This is a genomic window from Streptomyces malaysiense, assembly GCF_000980885.2.
GTDB lineage: Bacteria > Actinomycetota > Actinomycetes > Streptomycetales > Streptomycetaceae > Streptomyces > Streptomyces malaysiense.
This window is the reverse complement of the sequence record NZ_LBDA02000041.1, coordinates 12,258-37,079: the sequence shown is the minus strand read 5'-3', so window position 1 is coordinate 37,079 and position 24,822 is coordinate 12,258. Positions and strand designations below refer to the sequence as shown.

At 73.8% G+C, this 24,822-nt stretch carries 21 protein-coding genes and 1 pseudogene; 11 read left to right on the top strand and 11 right to left on the bottom strand.

Annotated features, from left to right (window positions below; genetic code table 11):
* Window positions 1-27: 27 nt before the first annotated feature.
* From VT52_RS18745 to VT52_RS18725, 5 genes are all read right to left on the bottom strand, one after another.
* Entirely contained in the window at window positions 28-1,599 is a 1,572-nt protein-coding gene (locus VT52_RS18745) for a class I adenylate-forming enzyme family protein (protein ID WP_240509807.1), read from the bottom strand.
* Window positions 1,586-2,956: an FAD-dependent oxidoreductase gene (locus tag VT52_RS18740; protein ID WP_046427497.1), complete on the bottom strand. Its 1,371-nt coding sequence runs from the start codon at window positions 2,954-2,956 to the stop codon at window positions 1,586-1,588. The genes VT52_RS18745 and VT52_RS18740 overlap by 14 nt, the downstream gene beginning before the upstream one ends.
* Window positions 2,953-3,927, bottom strand: a complete 975-nt coding sequence (locus VT52_RS18735; protein WP_046427496.1) for a UbiA family prenyltransferase — start codon at window positions 3,925-3,927, stop codon at window positions 2,953-2,955. Before VT52_RS18735 ends, VT52_RS18740 begins: the two co-directional genes overlap by 4 nt.
* A gap of 305 nt (window positions 3,928-4,232) precedes the next feature.
* On the bottom strand, window positions 4,233-5,375 hold the full coding sequence (locus VT52_RS18730) for a DegT/DnrJ/EryC1/StrS family aminotransferase (protein WP_046425785.1): 1,143 nt from the start codon (window positions 5,373-5,375) through the stop codon (window positions 4,233-4,235).
* Window positions 5,372-6,490, bottom strand: coding sequence for a DegT/DnrJ/EryC1/StrS family aminotransferase (locus VT52_RS18725; RefSeq protein WP_240509806.1), 1,119 nt, complete (start codon window positions 6,488-6,490; stop codon window positions 5,372-5,374). The genes VT52_RS18730 and VT52_RS18725 overlap by 4 nt, the downstream gene beginning before the upstream one ends.
* A gap of 346 nt (window positions 6,491-6,836) precedes the next feature.
* On the opposite strand from VT52_RS18725, the gene VT52_RS18720 reads away from it, so the two are divergent.
* The 6 genes from VT52_RS18720 (at window position 6,837) to VT52_RS18695 (ending at window position 12,724) form a co-directional block, all read left to right on the top strand.
* Entirely contained in the window at window positions 6,837-7,913 is a 1,077-nt protein-coding gene (locus tag VT52_RS18720; RefSeq protein ID WP_063888369.1) for a Gfo/Idh/MocA family oxidoreductase, read from the top strand.
* Between the two features lies 1 nt (window position 7,914).
* Entirely contained in the window at window positions 7,915-8,793 is an 879-nt protein-coding gene (locus VT52_RS18715) for a sugar phosphate isomerase/epimerase family protein (protein WP_046425790.1), read from the top strand.
* The gene (locus VT52_RS18710; RefSeq protein ID WP_046425793.1) at window positions 8,790-10,115 is read left to right on the top strand and encodes a M20/M25/M40 family metallo-hydrolase; all 1,326 of its coding nucleotides are present in this window, start codon (window positions 8,790-8,792) and stop codon (window positions 10,113-10,115) included. Before VT52_RS18715 ends, VT52_RS18710 begins: the two co-directional genes overlap by 4 nt.
* 70 nt (window positions 10,116-10,185) lie before the next feature.
* Window positions 10,186-11,319 (top strand): Ldh family oxidoreductase, encoded by a 1,134-nt coding sequence (locus VT52_RS18705; RefSeq protein ID WP_046425794.1) that lies wholly within the window; start codon window positions 10,186-10,188, stop codon window positions 11,317-11,319.
* Window positions 11,316-12,254, top strand: coding sequence for a Gfo/Idh/MocA family protein (locus tag VT52_RS18700; RefSeq protein ID WP_079175117.1), 939 nt, complete (start codon window positions 11,316-11,318; stop codon window positions 12,252-12,254). Before VT52_RS18705 ends, VT52_RS18700 begins: the two co-directional genes overlap by 4 nt.
* On the top strand, window positions 12,251-12,724 hold the full coding sequence (locus tag VT52_RS18695; protein WP_046425796.1) for a DUF6917 domain-containing protein: 474 nt from the start codon (window positions 12,251-12,253) through the stop codon (window positions 12,722-12,724). The genes VT52_RS18700 and VT52_RS18695 overlap by 4 nt, the downstream gene beginning before the upstream one ends.
* 167 nt (window positions 12,725-12,891) lie before the next feature.
* Here the strand turns inward: VT52_RS18695 and VT52_RS18690 are convergent, their stop codons facing one another.
* From VT52_RS18690 to VT52_RS38450, 4 genes are all read right to left on the bottom strand, one after another.
* Window positions 12,892-13,425, bottom strand: coding sequence for an EF-hand domain-containing protein (locus VT52_RS18690; RefSeq protein WP_046425798.1), 534 nt, complete (start codon window positions 13,423-13,425; stop codon window positions 12,892-12,894).
* A gap of 152 nt (window positions 13,426-13,577) precedes the next feature.
* The gene (locus VT52_RS18685) at window positions 13,578-14,837 is read right to left on the bottom strand and encodes a nucleotide sugar dehydrogenase (RefSeq protein ID WP_046425800.1); all 1,260 of its coding nucleotides are present in this window, start codon (window positions 14,835-14,837) and stop codon (window positions 13,578-13,580) included.
* Window positions 14,838-14,893: 56 nt separating this feature from the next.
* Entirely contained in the window at window positions 14,894-15,082 is a 189-nt protein-coding gene (locus VT52_RS18680; RefSeq protein WP_046425802.1) for a hypothetical protein, read from the bottom strand.
* Window positions 15,083-15,425: 343 nt separating this feature from the next.
* On the bottom strand, window positions 15,426-16,004 hold the full coding sequence (locus VT52_RS38450) for a hypothetical protein (RefSeq protein WP_206306556.1): 579 nt from the start codon (window positions 16,002-16,004) through the stop codon (window positions 15,426-15,428).
* A gap of 276 nt (window positions 16,005-16,280) precedes the next feature.
* Here VT52_RS38450 and VT52_RS38015 point away from each other — a divergent pair.
* Window positions 16,281-16,378, top strand: a pseudogene (locus VT52_RS38015).
* A 3-nt stretch (window positions 16,379-16,381) separates the two neighbouring features.
* On the opposite strand, the gene VT52_RS18670 reads toward VT52_RS38015, so the two are convergent.
* Window positions 16,382-17,041, bottom strand: a complete 660-nt coding sequence (locus tag VT52_RS18670) for an MSMEG_1061 family FMN-dependent PPOX-type flavoprotein (RefSeq protein WP_046425805.1) — start codon at window positions 17,039-17,041, stop codon at window positions 16,382-16,384.
* Between the two features lie 160 nt (window positions 17,042-17,201).
* On the opposite strand from VT52_RS18670, the gene VT52_RS18665 reads away from it, so the two are divergent.
* A complete protein-coding gene (locus VT52_RS18665; RefSeq protein WP_079175116.1) occupies window positions 17,202-18,410 on the top strand; it encodes a LuxE/PaaK family acyltransferase in 1,209 nt (402 codons plus the stop codon).
* Entirely contained in the window at window positions 18,407-19,792 is a 1,386-nt protein-coding gene (locus VT52_RS18660; RefSeq protein ID WP_053055662.1) for an acyl-CoA reductase, read from the top strand. Before VT52_RS18665 ends, VT52_RS18660 begins: the two co-directional genes overlap by 4 nt.
* Window positions 19,793-20,074: 282 nt before the next feature.
* On the opposite strand, the gene VT52_RS18655 is transcribed toward VT52_RS18660, so the two are convergent.
* Window positions 20,075-21,658, bottom strand: a complete 1,584-nt coding sequence (locus tag VT52_RS18655) for a flavin-containing monooxygenase (RefSeq protein WP_079175115.1) — start codon at window positions 21,656-21,658, stop codon at window positions 20,075-20,077.
* Between the two features lie 125 nt (window positions 21,659-21,783).
* Here VT52_RS18655 and VT52_RS18650 point away from each other — a divergent pair, with 125 nt between their 5' ends.
* A complete protein-coding gene (locus tag VT52_RS18650) occupies window positions 21,784-23,016 on the top strand; it encodes a helix-turn-helix domain-containing protein (protein WP_079175114.1) in 1,233 nt (410 codons plus the stop codon).
* Between the two features lie 548 nt (window positions 23,017-23,564).
* Window positions 23,565-24,653: a DUF5954 family protein gene (locus tag VT52_RS18640; protein WP_046425809.1), complete on the top strand. Its 1,089-nt coding sequence runs from the start codon at window positions 23,565-23,567 to the stop codon at window positions 24,651-24,653.
* Window positions 24,654-24,822: the final 169 nt, after the last annotated feature.

Below are 24,822 nucleotides of genomic sequence, written 5' to 3'. Positions count from 1 at the left end.
GAACCGGTCGGTCGGGGGCGGCGGCCGTCAGGTCCAGCGTCCGGTGCCCGCCGGCCCGGTGCCGGTGAGGCGTCGCGCCAGGGCGGCCCGGCGGACCTTGCCGGTGCCGGTGCGGGGCACATCGTCCCAGGTGAGGACGGCCGGTTCACGCAGCGTCGGTAGGCCGTTCGTGGCCTCTTTCCAGGCGCCCGGGTCCAGTCGGCCGTCGGCGGTGACCACGACGGGCAGCGGATCGCCGTCGGTGCCGCCGAGGACCACGCATTCCAGGGCCTCGGGCAGCCGTTCCTCCAGCAGGTCCTCGGTCCGCAGGCAGCTCAGGCCGGGCACGCTGTCGACCTCACGGTCCAGGACGCTGACGCTGCCGTCGCGGTGGAGCACGCCGATGTCGCCGGTGGACCACCACTCGCCGACGCGTTTGGCGTCCCAGCGTTCGTCCTCGGCGAGGTAGCCGAGGGCGAGGGCGGCGGTGCGCACCAGGAGCAGGCCGGGGCGGCCGCGCCGTACCGGGCGCAGGGTTTCCGGGTCCACGGCGCGCAGCCGGGTCCGGCCCGGCACCGGGCGGCCCAGCCGGCGTGCCGTGGCCCCCGCGACCGGCGCGAGCGTGGCGCGCCGGGTGTGGAAGCGGAAGGTCAGCGGTCCGGTCTCGGTCTGGCCCCAGCCCTGCATCCACACCGGGCGGGGGTGGCGGGTCGCCGTCAGATAGGCACGCAGGGCGGGCGGATGGACGGCGTCGTAGGTGCTGATGTAGAGGCGGACCCGCCGGAAGGGGTTGTCCAGGCGGGTGGTGAGCGGCCGCAGCCTGACGTAGGTGGCGGGCAGCGCCTCGGCGACGGTGGGCGGGTGGGCCCGCAGCAGCGGGTCGGCGGTGTCGGGGTCGTCGCCGCTGAGCACGACGACCTCGGCGGGCGGCGTCGAGAGGACCACCGCCGTCCAGCAGAAGGTCCGGCCGTGGGCGTAGGCGCTGGCGTTGAGCAGGACGTCGTCGCGGCGGATGCCGATGCCCGGGTAGCGCACCGCCTCGAAGCGGGCGAGTTTGTGCACGAGGGTGCGGGTGGAGTGGACGACCAGCTTGGGCACCCCGGTCGTGCCCGAGGTGTGGTGGATGACGAGGGGGTCGCCGTCGGAGCGTCGTACCGGTGGGCAGGGCCGGGTGGCGTCCAGCGCGGCCAGGTGGACGGCTCCGGGGACCTCGGCGTCGAGGGTGACGCGGACCGGTGCAGCCCCGGCCGGGCAGTGGGCGAGCAGCGCGGAGGTGGTGACGAGCGCGGCCGGGCGCAGCCGTTCCAGCAGGGTGCGCAGGGTCTGCGGCTCCAGCCGGGCGGACAGCAGCGCGGGGACGGCGCCGACGCGGACGGCGGCGCAGGCGAGCAGGTCGTAGTCCCAGTGGTTGTCCTTGACGATCGCCACCCGGTCCCCCGCCCGTACTCCGGCGGTCGCCAGCCGGTCGGCGGTCACCCGGACGAGGTCCGCGAGTTCCGGGACGCTCCAGCGGGTTCCGGCGTCCGGGGCGATGTCGAGGGGCCGGTCCAGGTGGAACACGGTACGGGCGCCGGCCGCCGCGGCCTCGTCGAAGAGGGTGCCCATGTCATGCGGTCGCAACGGTGTTCTCCAGTCGGTCGGGGCCGGCCGGTCGGGGCCGGCCGATCCTGCTCAGGACGCGGGACGCGGCGAGCGCCCCCGCGCGGACGGCGCCTTCGGAAGCGGGGCGCAGCATCACCCAGTCGCCCGCGTACTCGACGGCGCGTACCGGCCGCTCCAGGAAGGCGGTGCGTTCGGCGAGGGCCGCCGGGGTGGCTTCGGGCAGGCCGTCGCGGAAGCCGTGCGTGAAGTGGTGGCGGCGGGCGGCGCCGATGCCGGGGACGTAGCGTTCGGCCGCGTGGACCAGCAGGCCGGCGGCCTCGTCCGGGTCGGCGTCGAGGAGTCCGGGAACCTGGCGCGGGGCGGCCACGAGGGTGACGAGGCCGCGGCCGTCGGGGGCGCGGCCTGGGTCCTTGGCGTGGTCGACGACGACGCCGGCGAGCAGTTGTTCCTCGGCGGCCGGGGTGAGCAGGATGTGCACCGGACGCCGGGCGGCCGGGGCGAGCGGGCGGTCCAGCAGGCAGCTGACCTTCAGCGTCGGGGTGAAGGCGCAGGCGGTGAGGAACGGCCTTTCGTCGGCCGGGGCCTCGGGGCGCAGGGCCGCCGCGACGGGTGCGGGTACGGCGAGCACCGCGGCCCGCGCCCTGACCTCACCGTCGTCGCAGCGCAGGACGGCGTGCCCGCCCGCGTCGACCACCTCGTGCACGGTGCGCCCGGTGACGACCTCGGTCCCGGCGGCGAGCCGGCGGGCGAGGAAGTCCATGCCCTGCCGGTAGGTGCGCCAGGTGGTCGGGGGTCCGGCCTCCAGCAGCAGGCTGACCAGGGGGGCGGCCGCCGAGCGTGCGGTGTCCCAGCCGAAGAAGCAGCCTGCGAGGGGCTGGAAGAGATAGTCGTGCAGGTCTCGGTGGTAGCGCGCGGTCGCCTCGCGGACGGTGGTGGCGCCCAGCGGGGTGCGCTCGGGGTGGTCGCCGTCGAAGCAGGCGCGCCGACGGCCGCACCAGGCGGTGAGGGCGGCCAGGTCGCGGCGGGCGCGGAGGGAGAGTCCGGCGCCGGTGAGCACGGCCGAGCGTTCTCCCACGCCCGGACGGGCGCGGCCGCCGCGCCAGACGGCCACCCCGCCGCCGGCCCGGGGCACGTCGGCGGGGGTGACGCCGAGGCGGCGCAGCAGTTCCCAGGTGGCCCGGTAGCCGTGGGAGGCGACCTGTTCGGCGCCGGTGTCCACCGTCCAGCCCTCGTGGCGCAGGCTGCGCATGCGGCCGCCCACGTCGGGGAGTCGCTCGTAGACGCGGACGGAGAGTCCGGCGCGGCGCAGTTCGTGGGCGGCGGTCAGTCCGGCGATGCCCGCGCCGACGACGGCGACGTCCAGTTCGGGTGTCATCGGGTGGCCTCCCAGCCGACGAGGAGGTTGGCCGCGGTCATCAGCACCACGGCGAGGCGGTGCACGGTGAAGCCGGTCCGGCGGGCGGTCATGATGTCGCCGCGGACGAAACCGGTCAGATACTGGCGGGCGCGCAGCGCGGTCGCGGGGAGCATCAGCAGCACGAACCACGAGGGGGCCGCGCCGGTGAGCGAGGCGAGCGCGCCGATGAGGAACTCGGTGGCCGACAGCGCCCCGATGAAGACGGCGTTGCCCCGCTCCGAGACCAGCGCGGCCACGGTGGGACGGCCCACGGCGCGGTCGCCCTCGACGTCGTTGGTGTTGGAGTACACGCCGAACATCAGCGGGCCGAACCCGAACAGCACCGCCTGCACCATCACGAAGCCGGCGAACTCGCCCGTCAGCAGGCCGTACGGGACGATCACCAGCACGGCGCCGAGGGCGACGAGGAACGCCTCCTGGAAGCCGTGGTAACTGATCTTCAGACCGTACGAGTACTGGAGGGACACCGCGAGCAGGGCGCCCGCGGCGAGGAGCGCCCACAGCGGGCGGTGCGGGGCGAGCGCGCAGGCCGCCGTCCACAGCAGCGCGCCCGCCACGGCACAGGTCCAGGCGAAGCGCAGCGCCTGGGGCACCGTCAGCGCCCCGGCGACCAGGGGTTTGCGCGCCTTGCCGCGCAGCGGGTTGTCGGGACCGTAGTTGGCGAGGTCGCTGCCGTCGCGGAATCCGGTGACGTCGTCCAGGGCGACCATCGCCATCAGTACGGCGACCTCCCCGGCCAGGAACAGCGCCAGGACCAGCGCCTTGCGGGCGGTGAAGCCGTCGAGCGGGAACAGGGCGGCGGTCAGGGCGAGGAAGATGCCGAGGTAGTAGTCGTACACGTCCAGCTTGCCGAGCCGCGCGTAGACGCGCAGCCTGCCGGGAGCGTGGGTGGCGGCCGTGGGGCGGCCGGCCACGATGCTGTCGGTCATGGGGCCTTTTCGAATCGGGTCTTCGGGGGATGGTCGGTGTCGGGGGGAGCGTGCGGGCGCGCGGGGGGTGATCTGTGGCGGGCCGGGGGTGCGGTACGCGCCGTGCCGGGCGGGTGGCGCACTCCCGGGCAGCCGGTCGCCTCGGGCCGGCGGTGCCCGGTGGCGGTCGGCCGCCCGGTGTCACCGGTGCTCGGTTGCCCGGTGACGAGCGGCTGCCCGGTCTCACCGGTGCTCGCGGCCGACCGCGCGTCGGCGTGGCGTGCCGGCGGGCGGGCGGGGCCCCGCGTACGGGAGTCCGCCGTCCGTCAGCCGAGCGCCGTGGCGAAGGCGCACACCAGGTCGGCGACCTGCCGGACCTGGACGTCGGTCAGCAAGTGGTGCACCGGCAGCGACAGGTGGCGGCGGGCGGCCTCCTCCGCGACGGGCCAGCGGGCGCCGGAGGGCGCGTAGCTGGTGAAGGCGGGGTGCGCGGGCAGCGGGCTCGGGTAGTAGACGTGGCTGGCCACCCCGTGCGCGGCCAGGTGGACGGCGAGGGCTTCCCGGGCGTCGGCGAGGACGGTGTACACGTAGTGGCAGCGGCCGTCGCGGTCGGGCGGCGGCGGGGTCACCCCGCGTCCGGCGAGCGGGGTGAAGCGCTCGGTGTAGTACGCGGCGATCTCGGCCCGCCGTGCGAGACGCGCGGGGAATCCGGCGTAGCGGTGCGTCTGGAAGGCCGCCTGGATCTCGTCGAAACGGCTGTTGACGCCGAGAGTGTGGTGGACGAACCGCCGACCGGGCCGCTGGCCGTGGTTGCGCAGCATCCGCACCCGCTCGCCGAGCGCCGGGTCCCGGGTGATCACCGCACCGCCCTCGCCGGGCATGCCGCCCGTCTTGACCTGGACGAAGGAGTAGACGCCCGCCTCGCCCCACAGCCCGGCCGGCACCCCGCGCAGCACGCCGCCCTGGGCGACCGCCGAGTCCTCCAGGAGGCGCAGTCCGTGCCGCCGGGCCAGCTCGGTGAAGCGGGGCATGTCGGCCATCACGGAGAACATGTGGGCGGGCATCACCGCCCTGGTCCGCTCGGTGACGAGGCGTTCGGCGTCGTCCGGGTCCATGGTCATGGAGTCCGGCCGGATGTCGGCGAAGACCGGGACGGCCCCCACGGCGACGACCGAGGAGGCCAGCGGCGCGCAGCCGAAGGCGGGGACGATCACCTCGTCGCCGGGGCCGACGTCCATGGCCCGCAGCACCAGTGAGAGCGCGGAGGTGCCGCTGGAGCAGGCGACCACGTCGGCGGCGCCGAGGTCGGCGCGCAGCAGTTCCTCGAAGGCGGCGGTGCGCGCGCCCAGGATGAAACGTTGCTCCGGATCGAGACCCACCTCGCGCACCAGGGCGATCAGTTCGGCGCGGTCGGCCTCGAAGAGGGCGGGCGGGAAGAAGGGGACGGCGGTGGCGGGCGTCGTGCTCATGCGGTGGTCCTCGTCGTGGCGAGGAAGGAGCCGATGGCGTCGCGGACGCGGTCCAGGTCGCCGGGGCGCAGATCGGGGTGGAAGGGCAGGGCCAGGGCGCGGCGGGCGGCGGCCTCCGCGTGCGGGAACTCGCCGGGCCGGTGGCCCAGGTGACCGAAGACGGGCTGGTGGGGCAGCGGCAGCGGGTAGTAGACCTCGGTGCCGATGCTCTGCCCGGCGAGGTGGCCGGCCAGGGCGTCGCGGTGCTCGGTCTCGATCAGGTAGACGTAGTGCACGTCGCGGTCCTCCGGCGTCCGGGGGACGGCCCGCGGCAGGCGGAGGACGCCGGGCAGGTCCCGCAGCCGGGCGGTGTAGGCGGCGGCCAGTTCGGCGCGGCGGGCGATGTGCTCCTCCAGGAGGGGCAGTTTGGCGAGCAGGACGGCCGCCTGGATGTCGTCCATCTTGCTGTTGGCGCCCGGCAGCGCGCTCTCGGTGGAGATGGCCGTGAAGTCGTTCAGCGTGCGGCCGCCCCTGCCGTGGTGGCGCAGGGCCGCGACGGTGTGCGCGATCCGCGGGTCGTCGGTGAGGACGGCTCCGGCGTCGCCGATCGCGCCGAGCGTCTTCGAGGGGAAGAACGACAGGACGCCGCCCCTGCCGTGCAGGCCCGCGTGGACCCCTCGCCGGCGCATGCCGATCGCCTCGGCGCTGTCCTCGACGACGGTCAGGCCGTGCCGCCGGGCGACGGCGTCGACGGCCGCCATGTCGGCCATGGTGTGGAACAGGTGCACCGGCATCACGAACCGGCTCCGGGGGGTGACGGCGGCGTCGAGCGCCTCGGGGTCCATCGCGTAGCTGTGCGGGTCGATGTCCACGAACTGCGGCCGCCCGCCCGCGAGCACGACGGCGGAGGCGGTGGCGAAGAACGAGTACGCCGGCACCAGGACCCCGTCCCCGGGCCGCAGTCCGCAGGCGCGCAGCAGCAGCACCAGCGCGTCGGTACCGCTGTTGACCCCGATCACATGCCGGGCGCCGGTGTAGTGCGCGAGTTCCGTCTCGAGTTGCCCGACCTGTTTCCCATGGCTGAATTTGCCGCTGTCGAAAACATCGCCCAGCGCATTTTCGATGGACGGCCACAATTGTTCGAAAGTCGCGGCCTGGGAGAAGAAGGGAATCGATTCGGCCGTCCCCGAATGGGTCGGTGCCAAGCCCCCGGCCGGCGCCGGAAGCTGTCCACTGGAAGGCAAACTCTCACCCGTCCCGTCGTTTCTGCGGAACGGCCACGGTAGTCGGATCTTCCCTCGGACCGCGAAAGGAAAGGATCATCTTCACACTTTGTGGGTAACGGCGTTCCGGATCGCTTGACCCTTTCCGCGCCCGGCGGCAATAGTCGGGCGGCGCGCCGGAGTCGCGCGCGACACCCGGCGAACCGCACGTACCGCGGCACATGTTCGCGTCCCCTTCCCCTTTCTCCCAGGAGGTCTTGTGCTGCAGCCCCTCGTGATCGGGCTCGGCCGCTCCGGATCCGGACTGCACCTGAGGACCCTCGCCCGGCTGGCCCCGCGCATCGCGGCCACCGGCGATCCGCTCGTCGCGCTGCCCGTGATCGGCTGCGATCCGCGCGCCGGCGCACCGGGGAGCGCGGGCACACCCGGCGAGCTCACGGCCGTCGGCACACTGGAGGGGGCCCTGGCCCTGATCGACCCCGCCACGACGGTGGCCCATGTGTGCACACCGCCCCGGGTGCGGTACGACGTGATCGCGCGGCTCGCCGGACACGGCGTCCGCCGGCTGATCGTGGAGAAGCCCCTCGCCGCGTCCATGGACGAACTCGACGCCCTGGTACGGCTCCGCGAGCGTGCGGACCTGGACGTGGTGGTCGTCTCGCACTGGACCGGCTCCCGGCTCGCCGGCCGACTGCGCCGGCTGGTCCGCGACGAGACGCTCGGTCCCCTCCGCCGTATCACCGTGGACCAGCACAAGCCCCGTTTCCTGCGGTCGCTGACCACCGACGGGCACCCGAGCGCGCTGGACGTGGAGATCCCGCACTCCCTGGCGCTCGCCCTCGACCTGGCCGGTCCGGCCGAACTGCGCGCCGCGCGCTGCTGGGACCTGCGCTGCGAGGACCGCGTGCTGCCCCGCCTCGGCGGTGCCCACGTCGAGCTGGCACACCGGTCGGGGGTGACGACCCTGCTGCGCTCCGATCTCGGCGCGGCGGTCCGGCAGCGCGACGTGGTCTGCGAGTTCGAGGACGGGACGGCCACGGCGCACTTCCCGCTGGGCGAGGACGACGACCACGCCCAGCTCGTCGTCCAGGGTGCGGACGACGAGGCCGGGCACCATGTCTTCCGCGACGACGCCCTGACCGGATTCCTGGAGGGTGCCTACCGGGGCTTCGCCTCGGGGACGGCCGGGGCCATGAACTTCGCGCTCGCGTCCGCGACGGCACGGCTGCTGTGTGTGGCGCGCGAGCGCTGTGCCGTCGTGGCGCGCCCCGACGCGGTGCCGCCGGCCGTCCTGGCCCCGACTCCCGTCGCCACCTCCCCTGCCGGGAGCCGCTGACATGCCCCCGCACCACCTCACCGCCCCCGGCTTCGGGCCGCTGGCCGGCATCGGGGACGAGGCCGCACCCGGCGCGGACGGTCAGCTGGCCGCGCTGCGACGCCTGGGCTGGACCGCCATCGAGCTGCGCGATGTCGACGGCACCGCGCTCGCGGACCTCGCCCCCGCCGCGTTCGGGGCGCTCGCCCGGCGGCTCGCGGACGGCGGGGTCACCGTGGCCGCCGTGGCGTCCCGGATCGGGAACTGGTCGCGTCCGGTCACCGGCGGCATCGGCCCGGACCTCGCCGAACTCGATGTGCTGGCCGAGCGGTGCGCCGTCCTCGGCTGCCGGCTGGTGCGGATCATGTCGTACCCGAACGACGGCCTGCCGGAGCGGGAATGGGCCGACCGCGCGCTGGCCCGCACCGCGGTCCTCGCGGACCGCGCCGCCCGCGCGGGGCTGGTGCTGGTGCACGAGAACTGCGCGGGCTGGGCCGGGGACCGGGCCGACCGCGCGCTGCGTCTGCTGCGCGCGGTCGACAGCCCCGCCCTGCGCCTGCTGTTCGACATCGGCAACGGCGTCCCCCACGGGTACGACGCGCCGGTCATGCTCCGCGACCTCGCGCCGTACGTCGAGCACGTGCACGTCAAGGACGCGGTACGCCTGGCGGACGGCTCCACCGCCTACACGCTGCCCGGCGAGGGCGACGCCGGGGTGGCCGAGTGCCTGCGGATCCTGGCCGCCCACGGCTACAGCGGGGCGCTCTCCCTCGAACCGCACCTCGCCGTACGGCCCCACGAGGGGCTGACCCGGGCCGGTACGGACGCCGCCGACCTCTTCGTGCGGGCCGGGCAGGCGCTGGTCGCGCTGCTGAAGGACCTTTCGGGCGGCCCGGCGTGAGCGCCCTGTTCACCGGCCGGTTCCGGGAACTGCTCCTCGACCTGCTGCGCCTGCCGAGCGTCAGCCCGCTGGAGACCGGCCCGGACGATCCGCCGTCCCGGCTGCCTCGGCTCCTGGAGCGCTACGCGGCGGCCGCCGCCGGGACCGGGTTGCGTACGGTACGGCTCGGCGAGCCGCCCGCCGGCTGCCTGGACCGGGCCGGTGTGCCGGCCACGGTGCGCGCCGCCGCCCGGGATCCGCGCTTCCTCGCCGGTCAGCCGAGTCTGCTGCTGCGCCTGGGGCCCGAACGCGCCCGCGCCGACACGGTGATGTTCAACGTGCACCTGGACACCGTCGCCGGTCACACCCCGCCGGTCTTCGACGGCTCCCGGTTCACCGGCCGGGGCGCGGTCGACGCCAAGGGGCCCGCGGTCGCCCTGCTCGCCGGGCTGACGGCCGCCGCCGCGCATCCCGCCGTCGGGCGGGAGGTCGGCGTTCTGGTCCAGGCGGTCGCCGGGGAGGAGGGCGGCGCCCTGGGCACCTACGGCACCCGTCCGCTGCTGGAGGCCGGGTACCACGGGCGGCTCAACGTGTTCTGCGAGCCGACCGGGCTGCGCGCGCTGCCCCGGGCGACCGCCGCCATGACCGCGCGGATCACCGTGGCGGGCGAGGACGCGGTGGACGACCACCCGGACGCCGGGCACAACGCCACCGTGCTGCTCGGCTTCCTCGCCCAGCATCTCGCCGCGGCGCTCGACGGGGCCGTGCCCGGTACCCGGGTGTGCGTCGCCGGACTGCACACCGGCCGCACCCACAACCGCGTCCACGGCACCGGCACGCTGCTGCTGAACCTGTCGTACGGCACCACCGCGGCCGGCGAACGGCTGCGGACGGCGGTCGCCCGGCAGCTCGCCGACGGACTCGACCGCTTCGCCGAACTGTTCGGCTCGGGACGGGAGTTCGTCCGTACCGCACGGGACGCGCGACGCATCACCCGGCTCGGCTGGGACAAGCAGGGACTGCCCGCGCTGGACAACCGCGACCCGTGGGCCGAGTCGCTCCTGACCCGCGCGGGCGCCCGGCCCCCGGCCGACGACCCGGGGTTCACCTGCGACGCCGTCTGGGCCGCGGGTCTGGAGGACGCGTTCACCGTGGTGCTGGGTCCCGGCGACCTCGCCGCCAACCGCGCCCACGCGCCGGGCGAGTTCGTGGACCTCGCCGACCTGGAGGACTTCGCCCGGGTGGTCCACCGGCTCGTCACGTCCTTCGCGGACGGGGAGCGGCCGGCGGTGGAGCGGCCGGCGACGGAGCGGGCCGGGCGCCCGGCAGCCGGTCCGCGGTGAACCGCCGGGAAGAGCCCCGCCCCACAGCCCCACCCGCAGAGAACCGACCCCCATCCCGTAAGGAATCCGGATGACGGCACCCCCCGCCCACCGAGCGGCGGCCGAGCACACCCCTGTCCCGGCCGAACCTGTCCTGGTCGACCACGCGGAGCTGCATGCGGCGCTCACCGGTCTGTTCGCCGGGCACGGCATCCCGGCCGCGCGGGCCCGGCTCGCCGCGGACGCGCTCTGCCACGGCGATCTGACCGGGCTCGACTCCCACGGCGTGTTCAACCTCGGCCGCCTGTACCTGCCGTTGCTCGCCGGCGGCCGCTGCGATCCCCGCGCCGAACCGGAGACCGTCACGGACCTCGGTGCCTGCGCGGTCGTCGACGCCCACCGGGCGCTCGGCCTGTGGGCGGCGGCCGAGGCCATGGACGACGCCGTGGCACGGGCCGCCCGGCACGGGATCGGCCTGGTGTCGGTCCGTGGCGCGACCCATTTCGGGTGCGCCGGGTTCCACGCGGCGCGCGCCGCGCACGCCGGGATGATCGGCCTGGTCGCGAGCAACTGCGGCGGCCAGCGCATCGCCCGGCCCCCGGGCGGCGCGGTCGCGATGCTCGGCACCAATCCGCTCAGTGTCGCCGCGCCCGCCCTAGACGGGCATCCGTTCCTGCTGGACATGAGCACCACGGTCGCGCCCACCGGCAAGGTGCGGGTGGCCGCCCGGCGCGGCGAGCCGGTGCCCGCGGGCTGGCTGGAGGACGCGGCGGGCCGGCCGGTGACCGACCCGGCCGCCTTCGACCGCGGCGAGGCGTTCCTGCGCTGGCTCGGCGGGAGCGCGCGGACCGGCGTCCACAAGGGCTTCGGGCTCGGCATCGCCGTGGAGTTGCTGGCCGCCGTGGTCTCCGGCGCGGCCGTGGGGCCCGCGCCCGCGGCGCTGGAGGGGGACGGCCGGCCGCACGGCAGCGACGACGACATCGGCTTCTTCCTGCTCGCCGTCGCCCCGGCGGTGCTGCGCCCCGACGCGGACCTCGCGGCGGCGACCCGGTCGCTGTTCGGCGCGCTCACCGACTGCCCGCCGGTGCACGACGGCGAACCGGTGCGCTATCCGGGCTGGTGGGAGGCGGAACTCGCGGCCGAGCGGCGCCGGGACGGCATCCCGCTGCCGCCGCACCTGTACGCGGAACTGACCGGTCTCGGGCTGCTCGGGGGCCGCCGGTGAACCGGCCGCTGCGCCTCGGGGTCATCGGCCTCGGCGCCATCTCCCCCTACTATCTGGCCGCCGTGGAACGGCTCCCCGAGTGGGAGCTGACCGCGGTGTGCGACGCCCGCGCTGAACCCCTGGAGCGCTTCCCCGGCCCGGTGGCGCGTTTCTCCGGCCACCGCACGCTGCTGGCGCGGGCCAGGCCGGACGCCCTGGTGGTGGCCGTCCCCAACGATGTCCATCTGCCCGTGTGCCGGGACGCGTTGAGCGCCGGCGTCCCGGTGTGCGTGGAGAAGCCGCTGGCCCTGACCGCGGCCGAGGGGCGCGTGCTGGTGGATCTGGCACACCGTGGCGGGGTACCGCTGATGACGGCGTTCCACCGCCGCTACAACACCGCCGTCCGCGATCTGGCGCACCAGGTCGCGGGCCGGGAGGTGCGTTCGGTCCGGGTGCGGTACCTGGAGCGCATCGAGGAGCATCTCGGCGGCGAGGAGTGGTACTTGGACCCCGACCGCTGCGGCGGGGGCTGTCTGGCCGACAACGGTCCCAACGCCTTCGACGTGGTACGGCTGCTGCTCGGTGACCTCACCGTCACCGGTCGCGCGATCGAACGCGACGGCCACGGCGTCGACCGCAGGGCGGTGATCCGCCTGCGCGGCCGTACCGGGGCGGTGGCATCGGTGGAGCTGGACTGGTCGTACCCGGGTGAACTCAAGGACGTCGAGGTAAAGTTGGCCGACGGGGAGGTGCTGGGTGCCGACATGCTGGCCGGGCACACCACCTTCAAGGGGTCGCTGTGGCACGAGTACGAGGCGGTTCTCCGCGAGTTCGCGGAGCTCGCGGACGGGCGCCGGCCGGCCGGTCCGGGGGCGCACGGGGGTCTGCCCGCACTGGAGTTGGTGGAGGCGGCCTACGGCCGCGCCCTGCCCGCCGGGCAGGGGGTGGGCCGGTGAATCCCGCCGAGGACGGCTCGAAGCGTGTGGTGCGCGGCACCCTGGTGAAGGTGCTGGTGCACCGGCGCACCGACCGGGGCATGCGGGTGGAGGAGCACGCGGCGCGCTGTGTGCGACGCGGTGAGGTGCACGAGCTGGTCACCACCGACCAGTGGGAGCCGCGCCCCGGCACCCGGATCGACCGGGTGGGTTTCCTGGGCTTCGTGGAGCTGGAGTGCGGCGGGGTGATCGACCGGGGCGACCTGGTGCGTGTCGGGGACACGGTGGTCGGCACGGTGCTCGGGTTCGACGCCTGCCATCTGCCGAACCACTACAACGTCCTGATCCATGCCGGGCGTCCGGTCAGCGGCCGTGACCTGGAACTGCTGCCGGAGCAGACGGTCACCTTCACGCAGGGCGGTGCCGGGCCGCCCGGCACCGTCCTGCGGGGGCGGTCCGGGGAGGAGGGCGGCGCACCCCAGGGCTCCTGAGCGCAGGCGTGGGCCCCTGTGCCCCCGGATTCGGATCCGGGGGCACGGGTGTGGCCGGACCCGTGCGGGTCCGGCCTCGGCCCCTCACCGGTGTCGTCGCGCACGCGGTGGCGCCGGCCGCTGAGCCCGGCGGCGCCACCCCGTGTCACCGGAGGTGGTCCGACGGGTCAGCCGAGCAGCTCGACTTCCAGCCGGCCGAAGTGGAAGTCGCGTACGACCTCCAGGAGTTCGTCCTCGGACAGCCGCCCGTCGCCGTTCGTGTCGACCTTCTGGAAGGCCAGGTCGGCCTCGGACAGCGGCACGCCGACACCGGACAGCCACGCCTGGAACTCGCGGGCGTCGATCTGGCCGTCGTGGTCCTCGTCGCACAGGCGGATGAGCGCCTTCACGATGGGCGACAGGGCACGGTTGAAGCTGGCCTCGCCCTCCTTGAACAGCATGTCGCCGGTGGCGTCGAGGAACTGCTGGCGGTTGATGACGCCACCGGCCCCGACACCCGCCTTGTCGGCGAGGTACTCGTACAGCCCGATGAAGGCGCTGTGGAGTTCCCGTACCTCCGGCGAGTCGGCGTCCTTGCCCAGGTTCTGGGCGATACGCGCGGCCTCGCTCTGGAAGTCGGCGGCGTCGAGGACCCCGTTGCCGTCGGTGTCCCACTTGTCGAAACGCTTCACCAGACGCTCGTTGGCGGCAGCGGTGCTCATGGGTCTCTCCTTGTTTACGATGGTGTCACGTCGGTACTGAACTGCGGCGCCTGGGCAGGGCCGCAACCACGCACGGCGGTGCCGTGCGCGGGCTGTGGGTGCCGGTTACGGACCGGCCGGGGGCGCCGGACGTGGCCGGCGGGGGTGCGGGATCAGAGAAGGGTGACTCTGCTGCCCACGGCCTTGCCTCGGGTGTCCAGCAGGGCGCAGCGGGCCTGGCCCAGCGTCTCTCTCGCGTAGCAGGCGTGGTCCTGGAGCAGGATGGCCACGTCGGCCCTGTCCAGGGCGTCCCGCAGGTTCTCGGTCCGGGGCAACGGCGCCCCGCCGACGGTGAACTCCGGGACGTAGGGGTCGTGGTACGAAACCTCGACGCCGGCGGCGAGCAGCCCGGCGGCGACCTGGCGGGCCGGTGTCTCGCGGATGTCCGCCACGTCGGGTTTGTAGGTGACGCCGAGGAGCAGGGCCGTCGCCCCTTCGGGACGTCCCGCCGTCCCGGTGAGGATGGTCAGCGCGCGCTCCACGACATGGTCCGGCATGCGGCTCAGTACGTCCTGTGCCGCGGCGAGGGTGCGGAAGGCGAAGCCCTGGGACTCCGCGCGGGCGGCGAGGTAGCGGGGGTCGACGGGGATGCAGTGGCCGCCGACGCCGGGGCCGGGGCTGAACGGCGCGAAGCCGAACGGCTTCGACGCCGCGCAGTGCAGGACGTCCCAGATGTCGATGCCCGTCTCGTGGCAGAACAGCGCCACCTCGTCGACCAGGGCGATGTTGACGTAGCGGTAGGTGTTCTCCAGGAGTTTGGCCATCTCCGCCTCGCGGGTGCCGCGGGCGACGACGAGCTGGTCCACGAACCGGGAGTAGAACGCCACGGCGTGTTTGGCGCACAGCGCGGTGCGGCCGCTCACGATCTTGGGGGTGTTGCGGACGTCCCAGGTGGGATTGCCGGGATCGATGCGCTGCGGGGAGTACGCGAGGTGGAAGTCCTCGCCGGCCCGCAGTCCGCTGCCGCGCTCCAGCAGGGGGCGTACGACGTCCTCGGTGGTGCCCGGATAGCTGGTGGACTCCAGGACGACGAGCATGCCGGGGTGCAGGCGGGCGGCGACGGCCGTGGCCGCGTCCTCGACCGCGGAGAGGTCGGGCAGGCCTGCGCCCGTGAGCCCGGTGGGCACGCAGATCACCACGGTCTGCGCGCCTTCGAGGACCGCGGGGTCGTCCGTGGCGTGGAAGCCCGCGCGGAGCATGGCCGCGACGTCGGTGTCGCCGACGCCGCCGACGTGTGAGCGGCCGCCGGTGAGGCCGTCGACCACCGGGCGGGACACGTCGTATCCCGCGGTCGCCAGACCGGCCGAGACCGCGGCTCGGGAGAGCGGCAGCCCGACGTGCCCCAGCCCCATGACGACGAGTTCGGCGGCCATGTGCGCAGGTTCTCCAAAGTGTGGAAGCGGGTGTGGCGGAAGCGGAGGGCCGCGGCTCAGGCGGCGCCGGCACCGCTGCCGGGCGCCGGCTGCGCGCGGTGTCCGGGGTACGCGGTCAAGGGCGCCCGTTCCGTCCTCGACACCACGACGTCGCCCCTGCCCGCCGCGAGGGCGGTGCCGGTGGAGGCGCTCGCCGCGGGCGGCGCGCCCGCAGCGGCGAGCGGGGCGATACGGGTACGGCGCATGTATTGCTCCAGTTCGATGGCGTCGTTGAGTTGATTATTTTCTGCCGGAACACCGGATAAGCGCAGGAGCTCACGCAAGCACCTGAACCGGCGATGCGGTTCGACGGGGTTGACGCGGAATCCGGCCACCCACTTCTGGCGTTCGCCAACTCCCGTGGCATTGCCCGGCCTTCGGCATCCGCCCGCTTTCCCGGCGCGACGGCTTCGGAGCGGCAGCGGTATCGAGGGACTGCCGCGTGAGCCGCCGAGCCTTTCGGTGGCCGGAAACGACGATGACCGCCGTCCCCTGCCGGACGGCGGTCATCGTCGTGGCGCTCCCGATCGGTTCGGGAACCCCGGGAATTCAGTGCTGGACCGGCGGGCAGTAGCCGGTGTCCTCGCCGATGGAGTTGATCTCGGCGTTGGAGCGGGGGTCGCCCGCGTAGTCGATCTGGTCGGTGCAGCTGACGCCGGGCTTCCTCGGGGTACCGGCGGGCTTGCCGCCCTTCTCCGGGGCAGGGCAGTGACCCGTCTGCTCACCGATGCTGTTGATCTCCGCGTTCGACCGCGGGTCACCGGCGTAGTCGATCTGGTTCGTGCAGCTCACCCCGGACTTCTTCGGGGTCCCCGAGGACTTGCCGCCCTTCTCCGGGGCAGGGCAGTGACCCGTCTGCTCACCGATGCTGTTGATCTCCGCGTTCGACCGCGGGTCACCGGCGTAGTCGATCTGGTTCGTGCAGCTCACCCCGGACTTCTTCGCGGTGCCCGCGGGCGTGGTGCGGGTGGCGCCCTGACCGGAGGAGGAAGCGGAGGCGGAGGAACCGGGCTGTGCGGTGCTGGTGGCGGTGGACGACGCCGTCGAGGAGGGCGAGGCGCTGTCGGAGCCACTGCCGCCGCAGGCCGTGAGCGACAGGCCGAGAGCAACACCGGCGACAGCGAGCATCGAGATCTTCCGGACGCGCATCATTTCCCCCTGGGGACGGGCCCCGCTCCCGGTGAGCGGGCCTTGCGCCTATCGAGACAGAGCCTCCGCCGCCCCGGTTGCCCGGCACCTGCCCCTGAGACAGTCCTGTGACACTCGTGGCTTATACACATATCAACTGGTCGCAATACAGGCGAAGGAGAGGCCCCGTCAGACCGGGGTCAGCGCCGCGTCAGTGCCGCCTGCCAGTCTCTTCCATGTGAACGGCGAGGGGCACCGCCCCGGAGCCGGGAACGAGGAGAGGTGCCCGGAGCGGCTTATCGGGGACCACTGAGCTTGTCTCAAGGTCGGACCTCCAGGGGTCCACGCAGGTTCAAATCCTGCCCTCTCCGCCACTCCTACTCGTACCGGTACTTCAGCGAATCCGCCTCCGCCCGCTCGATGTCGGCGATCGTCAGCTCCGGCATCCGCAGCTGGGCCAGCGTCACCTCGGCCGAGGTCGGCTGGGCGTCCGCCGGCAGCCACTGCTCCGGCTTCCAGGCGCCGCTGCGCAGAAGCGACTTGGGGCAGTGCGGGTAGACCTCCTCGATCCCCAGCACCAGCGCGCTGGCCGGCGGCCTGCCCACGGCGGTCAGCTGGGACAGCAGATCCGGGCGGGTGGACACGCAGGCCCGGCCGTTGACCCGGAGCGTGGTGGCGCGCCCCGGGATGACGAACAGCAGCCCGGCCCGTCCGGTGGCGATGACGTTCTGAAGGGTGTCCAGACGCTTGTTTCCGGTCGCGTCCGGTATCGCCACCGTCCGCGCGTCCAGGACGGAGACGAACCCGGCGGGGCCACCACGCGGAGAGACGTCGCAGTTGCCCTCGGCGTCCGCGCTGGCGACCAGCACCAGCCCGGAGCACTCGATCAACTCCCTTGTCTGGTCAGTGAGTTCGGTCATCTGCTTGCGCACGGCGGCGGCATGGGGAAGCTCGTAGACCCGGCGCAGCGCCTCCTGGTCGGTCACGGCGTCGAGGCGGAGGGAGTCGAAGGCGCTGCCCCCGAGGCTTGGTGTCATGTCCCCGACCTTAATGGGCGGCCAGGGATCCATCCCCGCCGGTCCGTCCGCGATCCGGGAGGTCCGCGCGCGGCTGGCTCAAACCCGTCGGGACCGTCGGGGATTCGAGTCTCGGCGAGGTCAACTTGGTCTGCACACGGAGTGATCAACAAGGAGTGCCATGAACACCGCGTCGACCGATGACGCCGAACTCGCACGTCAACTCGATTCGCTCGCCAAGTACTTCCGGCCCCTGGAGGTACCCGAACCCGGAGAGCTGCCGCGGGTCCAGGAGTTGTGCGACGTCTCCGACCCCTTTCGCGCCGACGAGGCCGCCGACGAGCTGTTCGTCGCGGCCATGCGGGAGATCAACGCCTGGCACGCGCTGCGCAACCCGCTGTACGGGGCCCTGTGGAAGGAGGCGGGGGCACCGGATACGGACCGTGTCGGGCGGATCGCCGAACTGCCGTACATACATGTCAACTTGTTCAAGAGACACGCCCTGACCTCGATCGCCGACGATGCCGTGGCGCTGCGGCTGACGTCGTCGGGGACCGGTGGCGAGAAGACGGAGATCGGGTTCGACGCCTGGTCCATCGGAGCCGCGCAGCGGATGGACGCGTGGACGATGAAGGCGCTGGGGCTGATCGACGTCGAGCGTCCCGCCAACTATCTCGTCCTCGGGTACGAGCCGGATCCGCGGCTCACCATGGGCGCCGCCCACGGACTGAACGAGCTGTGCGACTTCGCGCCCGTCGCCGCCGTCCGGCATGCGCTGCGCAACACCGGTGACGGCCATGAGTTCGACCCCATGGGCTGTGTCGACGCCCTGCTGGAGTTCGCGGCGCGCGAGGAGCCGGTACGGATCGTCGGGTTCCCCGCACTGCTGCACACCGTGCTGGAGCGGATGGGGACGATGGGGGTCCCCCCGCTGCACCTCCCGGAGGGCTCAGTGGTGTTGACCGGCGGCGGCTGGAAGAGCCACGCCGACCGGGCCATCGGGCGCGTGGAGTTCCGGGAGGGGATCGAACGGCGGCTCGGCATCCCGGGTGAACGGATCCGGGACTGTTACGGCTCGGTCGAGCACTGCCTCCCGTACATCGAGTGCGCGGCGCATCACTTCCATGTGCCGGTGTGGGCGCGGTGCGTCGTGCGGGACGTGCGCGACCTGGAGCCGGTGGGGTACGGCGACGTGGGCTACCTCCAGTTCGTGTCGCCGTTCATCACGGCCCTGCCCGCCCACAGCGTGCTGATGGCCGACCTCGGCACGCTGCGTCCGCCGGGTGACTGCGGGATCGCCACACCGTGGTTCGAGGTCCACGGGCGCGCGGGTGTGCGCCGCAACCGTACGTGTGCCGTCGCCGCGGCGGAGCTTCTGGAGGTTCGATGACGACCGTCGCGCAGACCACGACCACGCCCTACTACTGGCAGGGGGAATGGGTCGACGAGGAGGAGGCCGGACGCCGCCTCGGTGGGCTCGGCACCATCCTTCCCGCGCTGTCCGGGCCGCTGGACGCCGAGCGGGTCCTGGGCGCGTGCGAGCGGTTCGCCGAGGTGCTCGGCGACCGGCAGGGCGCGGAGTACGAGCGGCTGTTCGCCGATCTGACGGATCCCGCCACGACGGCGCTTCCCGCCGGCGACGCGGAGTCCGCCCTCGCGGGGCTGGCCTCGGCCCTCGACCGTGGTCTGCTGGCCGCCCAGTTGACGGCCGAGCTCGGCGGCACGGCCGCGCACCGGCCCGTGCCGGCGGCGTTCGCGGACGACGCGGCGGAACTGTGGCAGCCGGTGGGCACGTTGGTGCACATCGCCCCGCGGAACGTGGCCGTCGCCGGCGTGCTCAGCGCCGTCGAGGGTCTGCTCGCGGGGAATGTCAACGTTGTCAAGACCAGCGGCGGGGAGAGCCTGTTCACCCAGCACGCGCTGGCGGCGCTCGCCGATGCCGATCCTTCGGGGCAGGTGCGCGAGAGGCTCGTGGTCCTGCGGTTCTCCTCCCGTGACACCGAGTGGCTGCGCCAGTTGTGCCGGCCGGCCGACGCGGTGGCGGTCTGGGGGACCGAGGAGGCGGTCGAAGGGGTCGCGCGGTTCCTGCCGTCGGGGTGCCGGCTGGTCGACTGGGGGCCGAAGATATCGCTCGCCTACCTCGACCGCACGGGCGAGCGCCGGGACGGGGCCGCGCTGCGGGCGCTGGCGCGGGACATCCTGCGCAACGGCCAGCGCACGTGCACCAGCCCCCAGGTCGTCTACGTCGACACCGACGACACGGAGGTGCTGTTCACGGAGGCCCGCGCCCTCGCGGACGCGTTGTCCGCCGAGGCGGAGGCGTTCCCCGAGCTCCCGAGGGAGACGGCCGAGCAGGCGGAGGTCACGAACGTCGTCACCGTCGCACGCCTCGAGGAACACCTGGGCCTCACGCGGACGTTCAGCGGTCTGGGCGGCCGCTGGCACGTCCTCGCGGACAAGCGTCCCGGCCTCACCGCCTCCCCCCTGTTCGGGACCGTCTGGGTCAAGCCCCTGCCGCGCGAGGACATCGTGCGGGTCCTGCACCCGATGCGCCGCTACCTCCAGACCGTCGGCCTGCACGCCTCGGCGGACCACACCGTGCCCCTCGCCACCGAGTTCTTCCGGGCCGGCGCCCTGCGGGTGACCCGACCGGGCTCCATGCTGGACAGCTACCCGGGCGAGCCCCATGACGGCCAGCTGGCGCTCCAGCGGTACAGCCGCAGGGTCAGCATCGCCATGGCGGGAATCCCGGGGGTCGCCGGGGGGCGGTGAGCGCTGACATGGGGAATCAACGATCGAATGACTAGCCGAAAACGATCGTTGACAGTGCGTGTCCGCCCATAGCACGATCATGCGGCAGGGGCGGCGGCTACGGGGGTGCCGTCGCCCCTGCCGTCACTCCCTGTCGCTCCCCCGGCGCGGCTCTCTCAGCCCGGGTACGGAGGGGTCCGTGCCGGCGGCCAGGACCGGCCGGCCGTACGAGGACCACTCTCCCGGACAGGCGCTGCCCGAACCGCGGCCGGCGGCGCGTCTCCTCCCACTCCCCTGTGCCGGTCATCCGGGCATTCTCCCGTCACCGGCGCTCACGGCGTCTCTTCCCGTCCCCGCGGATGCGCCCGGACGGCCGGGCGGCGGCGCGGGGAGAACACCGGCTGTGGCGCCGGTGCGGGCGAAGCGCAGTTCGGGATCGGTGACGCTGTCGGACCGCAGCAGCTTGACGTCGTCGCCGTAGCCGCTGGACGTCAGCCAGGGCATGCGGTCGCCCTGCCGGGGCAGTTGGCCGACGGCGCGCTGGATGTAGCCGGCCCCGAAGTCGAGGAACGGCCGGGTCGGCATGGCGGGGTCGGCCGGTTCGGGGCGGCAGATGTCGTAGCCGTGCGTGGTCATGTGGGCCAGTAGCCGGCAGAAGTGCTCGCAGAGCAGGCCGACCTTCAGGGTCCAGGAGGAGTTGGTGTAGCCGATGGCGTAGGCGAGGTTGGGGACGCCGGAGAGCATCATGCCCTTGTAGGCGATGGTGTCCGGGAGACGGACGGCGGTGCCGTCGACGGTGATCGGGATGCCGCCCAGCGCCCGCACGTTCAGTCCGGTGGCGGTGACGATGATGTCGGCCTCGATCTCGCGGCCCGACCGCAGCAGGACGCCCTTCTCGGTGAAGGTGCTGATCCGGTCGGTCACGATCGAGGCGCTGCCGTTCGCGATGGCCTCGAAGAGGTCTCCGTCCGGGACCGCGCACAGCCGCTGGTCCCAGGGGTCGTACGGCGGCTTGAAGTGTTCGTCGACAGGGTAGCCCGCGGGCAGCCGCCGGGTGTTGACCCAGCGGATGATCCGGCGCGCCGCCTTCGGGTGCCGCTTGCAGAAGGACCAGACGGCGCGCTGCCGGGCGATGTTCTTGCGCCGGGCGAGCGCGTACCCCCACCGGTCCCCGAGGAGCCGGCGCAGCGCGTTGGCGACGGGGTCCCTGCGGGGCACCGGCATGACGTACGACGGGGTGCGCTGGACCATCGTCACCCCGGCGGCGGCGCGGGCCATCGACGGTACGAGGGTGACCGCCGTGGCGCCGCTGCCGATCACCACGACCCGCTTGCCCGCGTAGTCGAGGTCCTCGGGCCACCGCTGGGGGTGCACGACCGTCCCGCGGAAACGTTCCCGCCCCTCGAAGTGCGGGGTGAAGCCGGCGTCGTAGCGGTAGTAGCCCATCGCGCAGAAGAACCAGCCGCAGGTCAGCGTCGTCCGCTCGCCGGTGTCGGTGCGCTCGATCTCGACCGTCCAGCGCGCCTGTTCGCTCGACCAGGAGGCGCCGAGCACCTTGTGGTGGTAGCGGATGCGGGACTCCAGCCGGTTCTCGCGCACGGTCTCCCGCAGATAGGCGAGGATCCGCGGCGCGTCGGCTATCGACTCCGCGTCCCGCCACGGCTTGAACTCGTAGCCGAAGGTGTGCAGATCGGAGTCCGACCGGATGCCGGGGTAGCGGAACAGGTCCCAGGTGCCGCCGAGGTCGGCGCGTGCCTCCAGGATCGCGAAGCTCTTGTCCGGCAGTCCGGTCGTCAGGTAGTGGCCGGCGCCGATGCCGGACATCCCGGCGCCGACGATCAGGACGTCCAGGTGCTCGGCGGCGGGTGCGTCGGCTTCGCGGGACATGGGCGGCTCCCTCACAGCGGCGGTGGATCGCTCCATGGTGGGAAACGGACACGGCCCACGCCTAGAGGCAGTTCGCACAAGATTTTCGCTCGATCGGTGCACTCTGCACTGCTAGGTTGCCCGTCATGTCGTGGAGTCCGCCGTCGCCCCGGATCCGGAAGCTGATCCGGCGGGGCGCCGAGATCGCCCTCACCCCCCGTCCCGAGTGGCTGGCCGAGCTCGACGCGGCCACCCTGGCCGGCGAGACGCGCAGGCCGATCGCCGACGACCCGGTGCTCTCGGCCGGTATCCGGCGGGCCAACCGGGCCAACCTGCTGCACTGGGCCGCCGCCAACATCAACGCCCCGGGCGCCTCCGTACCCGCCCACGAGAGCGAGGTCACCCGCGCCATCGCCCGGGACATCGTGCGCCGCGGGCTGGCCGAGCCCGCGCTCGACTCCTACCGCGCGGGCGAGAGCGTGGCCGTGCGGGTGTGGACGCGCATCGCCTGCTCGCTCACCGGCGACCACGATGAACTCGCCGAGCTGCTCGACGTGTCCCTGCGCTCCATCTCCGAGTACGTCGACCGGACCGTGGCGGCCATGTCCGCGCTGATGAGCGCCGAGCTGACCGAGCTCACCAGCGGCACCCACGCCGAGCGCCGCGAGACCGTCACGCTGCTCCTGGACGGCGCGCCCATGACCCGTCAGCGCGCCGAGGCCCGCCTCGGCTATCCGCTGGACGCCACCCATACCGCGGCCGTCGTCTGGACCGACACCCCCGAGGCGGAGCTGCGCCAACTCGACCGCGCAGCCGACCTGCTGGCCGCCGCCGCGGGCCCCGCGCAGCTGCTCAGCGTCATGGCGAGCGACGCCACCCGCTGGGTGTGGCTCACCGGGCGGCCCGACACCGAACGGGTACGGGCCGGGCTCGGCCGGCTCCCCGCGGTGCGGGTCGCGCTCGGCTCACCGGACCCGGGCGTGGACGGATTTCGCCGCAGCCACCTCGACGCCCTCACCACCCAGCGGATGCTCGCCCGGCTCGCCTCGGCGCAGCGCCTCGCCTCGCACGACGAGGTCGAACTGGTCGCCCTGCTCTCCCAGGACCTGGAACGCGCCGACCGCTTCGTCAAGCGCACCCTCGGCGATCTGGAGCACGCCCCGGACGACCTCACCGACGCGGTCCGCGCCTTCCTGGCCGAACAGTGCAACGCCTCGCGGGCCGCCGGCCGGCTGTTCACCCACCGCAACACCCTGTTGCGCCGCCTCAGGCGCGCCGACCGGCTGCTCCCCCGCCCCCCTCGCCGAGCACCCGCTCGACGTCGCCGCCGCGCTGGAGATCCGGCACTGGCGCGGCTTCGCCGGATAGCGCGTGTGTGACTTCCTGATCACATCAGGTAGCGCTCTGGCGTCACTCTCCGCGACCTCGGCCGGGCCGTGGCGTGGAGCCGGCGGTCCAGCCTGGACGCCGAGGCCGTACACGGCGCCGTCGCGTCGTACCGGCTGAAGGACGCCGATTTCCACGACGTGGTCGTGACCGGCATGCACGGCCGGTTCAGGGACACCGCGGCAGTCCGCGCCCGGCTGCTCGCCGGGAACAGCTCCAGGACCACCACCGTGAAGGCGGTCCTCCCGGAAGGACGCCGCCGGGCAAACCCTCCGGATCCGCTCCGAGATGCGGCGGCCGGTCCGCTGACCGGCCTGGTGGGGCGTTCGCGCGGCGCGGGCCCGCTGGGCGCGGCCTCCGCCGTCACCCGCGCCCGGAGCCGGGGGCCTGGACGCGAGGTCCGGTCCGCCGCCCCGGCCGGGGCTCCGTCGCCTTGTCGCCTCGCGGCCGCCGATCCCCATGGATGGCTTGTTTTCGGTACGGGGAGCGCTATTTCACCAAAAACCGCGTGACCGTACCTTCGGGTCGGCAGGATGGGCGCATGGACCTTGGGGATGTCAGGCCGGACGGGGTACGGCCGCTGGTCGTGCGCGTTCCGGTGGAACCGGTCGAGGCCGCCATGGAGGCCGACGCCCTCGACGCGGTGCTGAGCGCCGGCGAAGTGGCCGTGCGCGGACCGCTGTTCGGGGTGGTCTCGCAGCGCGCCGAGGACGGGCAGCGCTGGCGGGCGGTGACCCCGATCACGGCTCCCTGCCCGCAGATGTCCCGCGACAGCCTCAACTCCCGGCTGTGGTTCCGCGCGAAGGACGAGGCCGCGGACGGGGCGGAGCGCCGTGCCCTGCTCGCGGCGGTGGCCCGCCTGGAGACCGAGCCCGTCGACGAACTCACCGTGCTGGGCACGCGCTACCGGATCGCGCGCGCCGAGGAATGGGCCGGCTCCGGCGCCGGTGGCATCGAACTGCCGCGCCCGACCGACCCGGAGCCCCTCTCCCCCGACTGGAGTCCCGGCAGCCGGGAGCCGGAGGTCGACGCCGGTCTGGTCCTGGACCCGGACGCACCTCTCACCCCCGCGCAGGCCACCGAGCGGCTGGCGCTGCGTGACTTCGCCTACGCCGGCTCCCGCTTCCCCGACTCCGTGATCCGTGAGTCCCGCCGGGCCCGGACGACCCACCCGGACGTCGTACTGCTGCCGACCACGTTCACGGTCGCGGAACGCGACGGCAGGGGCTGGGAACCGGCGAGCCGTCCGCACACCACCGTGCTCGGCGCCCGCAAGTCGCTGGACTTCTTCCTGACGTGGCTCGAACCGCGTACCCGGGGCCTGATCCCCGTGGAGGCCGACCGACTGGTCGACGCCCGCACCGTGACGGCCGGCGATCCCGGCGCCGATCCGGTGCTGTTCGCGTACGCCGAGGCCTCCGAGCGGCTGCGCTCCGGTCGCGTCAACCAGTTGGAGGTCCTCGGCACCACGTACCGGGTCATCCGCACCCGCCGCATGCTGCGCTGGGGACCCGACGGCCCCGAGGGCCCGCGCCCGTCCGACACCAGCGAGCACGGCCCCGAACGCATCCACCCCCGGCAGGACGAGGACGGCGTCGTGCACTACGACGAGGAGGAGGACGGCGCCTGACGGCCGCGGACCGTTCGAGGACCGGCGCCCCACCGCCCCGGCGGCGCCGAGAAGTCGGAGCGGGCGGGACGTCCGGACCGGGTCGGGGGCAGCAGAGGGCCGGCGCGCGCCGCGGTGGGACGAACGCCGGGAACGGGGCGGCGAACGCGGGCGGCCGGGCCCGGGCGCG

Coding starts and splice junctions, on each gene's coding strand:
- VT52_RS18735 (WP_046427496.1), bottom strand. CDS start 3,927: ATGACCGACAGCATCGTGGCCGGCCGCCCCACGGCCGCCACCCACGCT.
- VT52_RS18705 (WP_046425794.1), top strand. CDS start 10,186: ATGACGGCACCCCCCGCCCACCGAGCGGCGGCCGAGCACACCCCTGTC.
- VT52_RS18660 (WP_053055662.1), top strand. CDS start 18,407: ATGACGACCGTCGCGCAGACCACGACCACGCCCTACTACTGGCAGGGG.
- VT52_RS18655 (WP_079175115.1), bottom strand. CDS start 21,658: ATGTCCCGCGAAGCCGACGCACCCGCCGCCGAGCACCTGGACGTCCTG.
- VT52_RS18665 (WP_079175116.1), top strand. CDS start 17,202: ATGAACACCGCGTCGACCGATGACGCCGAACTCGCACGTCAACTCGAT.
- VT52_RS18650 (WP_079175114.1), top strand. CDS start 21,784: ATGTCGTGGAGTCCGCCGTCGCCCCGGATCCGGAAGCTGATCCGGCGG.
- VT52_RS18730 (WP_046425785.1), bottom strand. CDS start 5,375: ATGAGCACGACGCCCGCCACCGCCGTCCCCTTCTTCCCGCCCGCCCTC.
- VT52_RS18715 (WP_046425790.1), top strand. CDS start 7,915: ATGCCCCCGCACCACCTCACCGCCCCCGGCTTCGGGCCGCTGGCCGGC.
- VT52_RS18680 (WP_046425802.1), bottom strand. CDS start 15,082: ATGCGCCGTACCCGTATCGCCCCGCTCGCCGCTGCGGGCGCGCCGCCC.
- VT52_RS18685 (WP_046425800.1), bottom strand. CDS start 14,837: ATGGCCGCCGAACTCGTCGTCATGGGGCTGGGGCACGTCGGGCTGCCG.
- VT52_RS18640 (WP_046425809.1), top strand. CDS start 23,565: ATGGACCTTGGGGATGTCAGGCCGGACGGGGTACGGCCGCTGGTCGTG.
- VT52_RS18740 (WP_046427497.1), bottom strand. CDS start 2,956: ATGACACCCGAACTGGACGTCGCCGTCGTCGGCGCGGGCATCGCCGGA.
- VT52_RS18690 (WP_046425798.1), bottom strand. CDS start 13,425: ATGAGCACCGCTGCCGCCAACGAGCGTCTGGTGAAGCGTTTCGACAAG.
- VT52_RS38450 (WP_206306556.1), bottom strand. CDS start 16,004: ATGCTCGCTGTCGCCGGTGTTGCTCTCGGCCTGTCGCTCACGGCCTGC.
- VT52_RS18670 (WP_046425805.1), bottom strand. CDS start 17,041: ATGACACCAAGCCTCGGGGGCAGCGCCTTCGACTCCCTCCGCCTCGAC.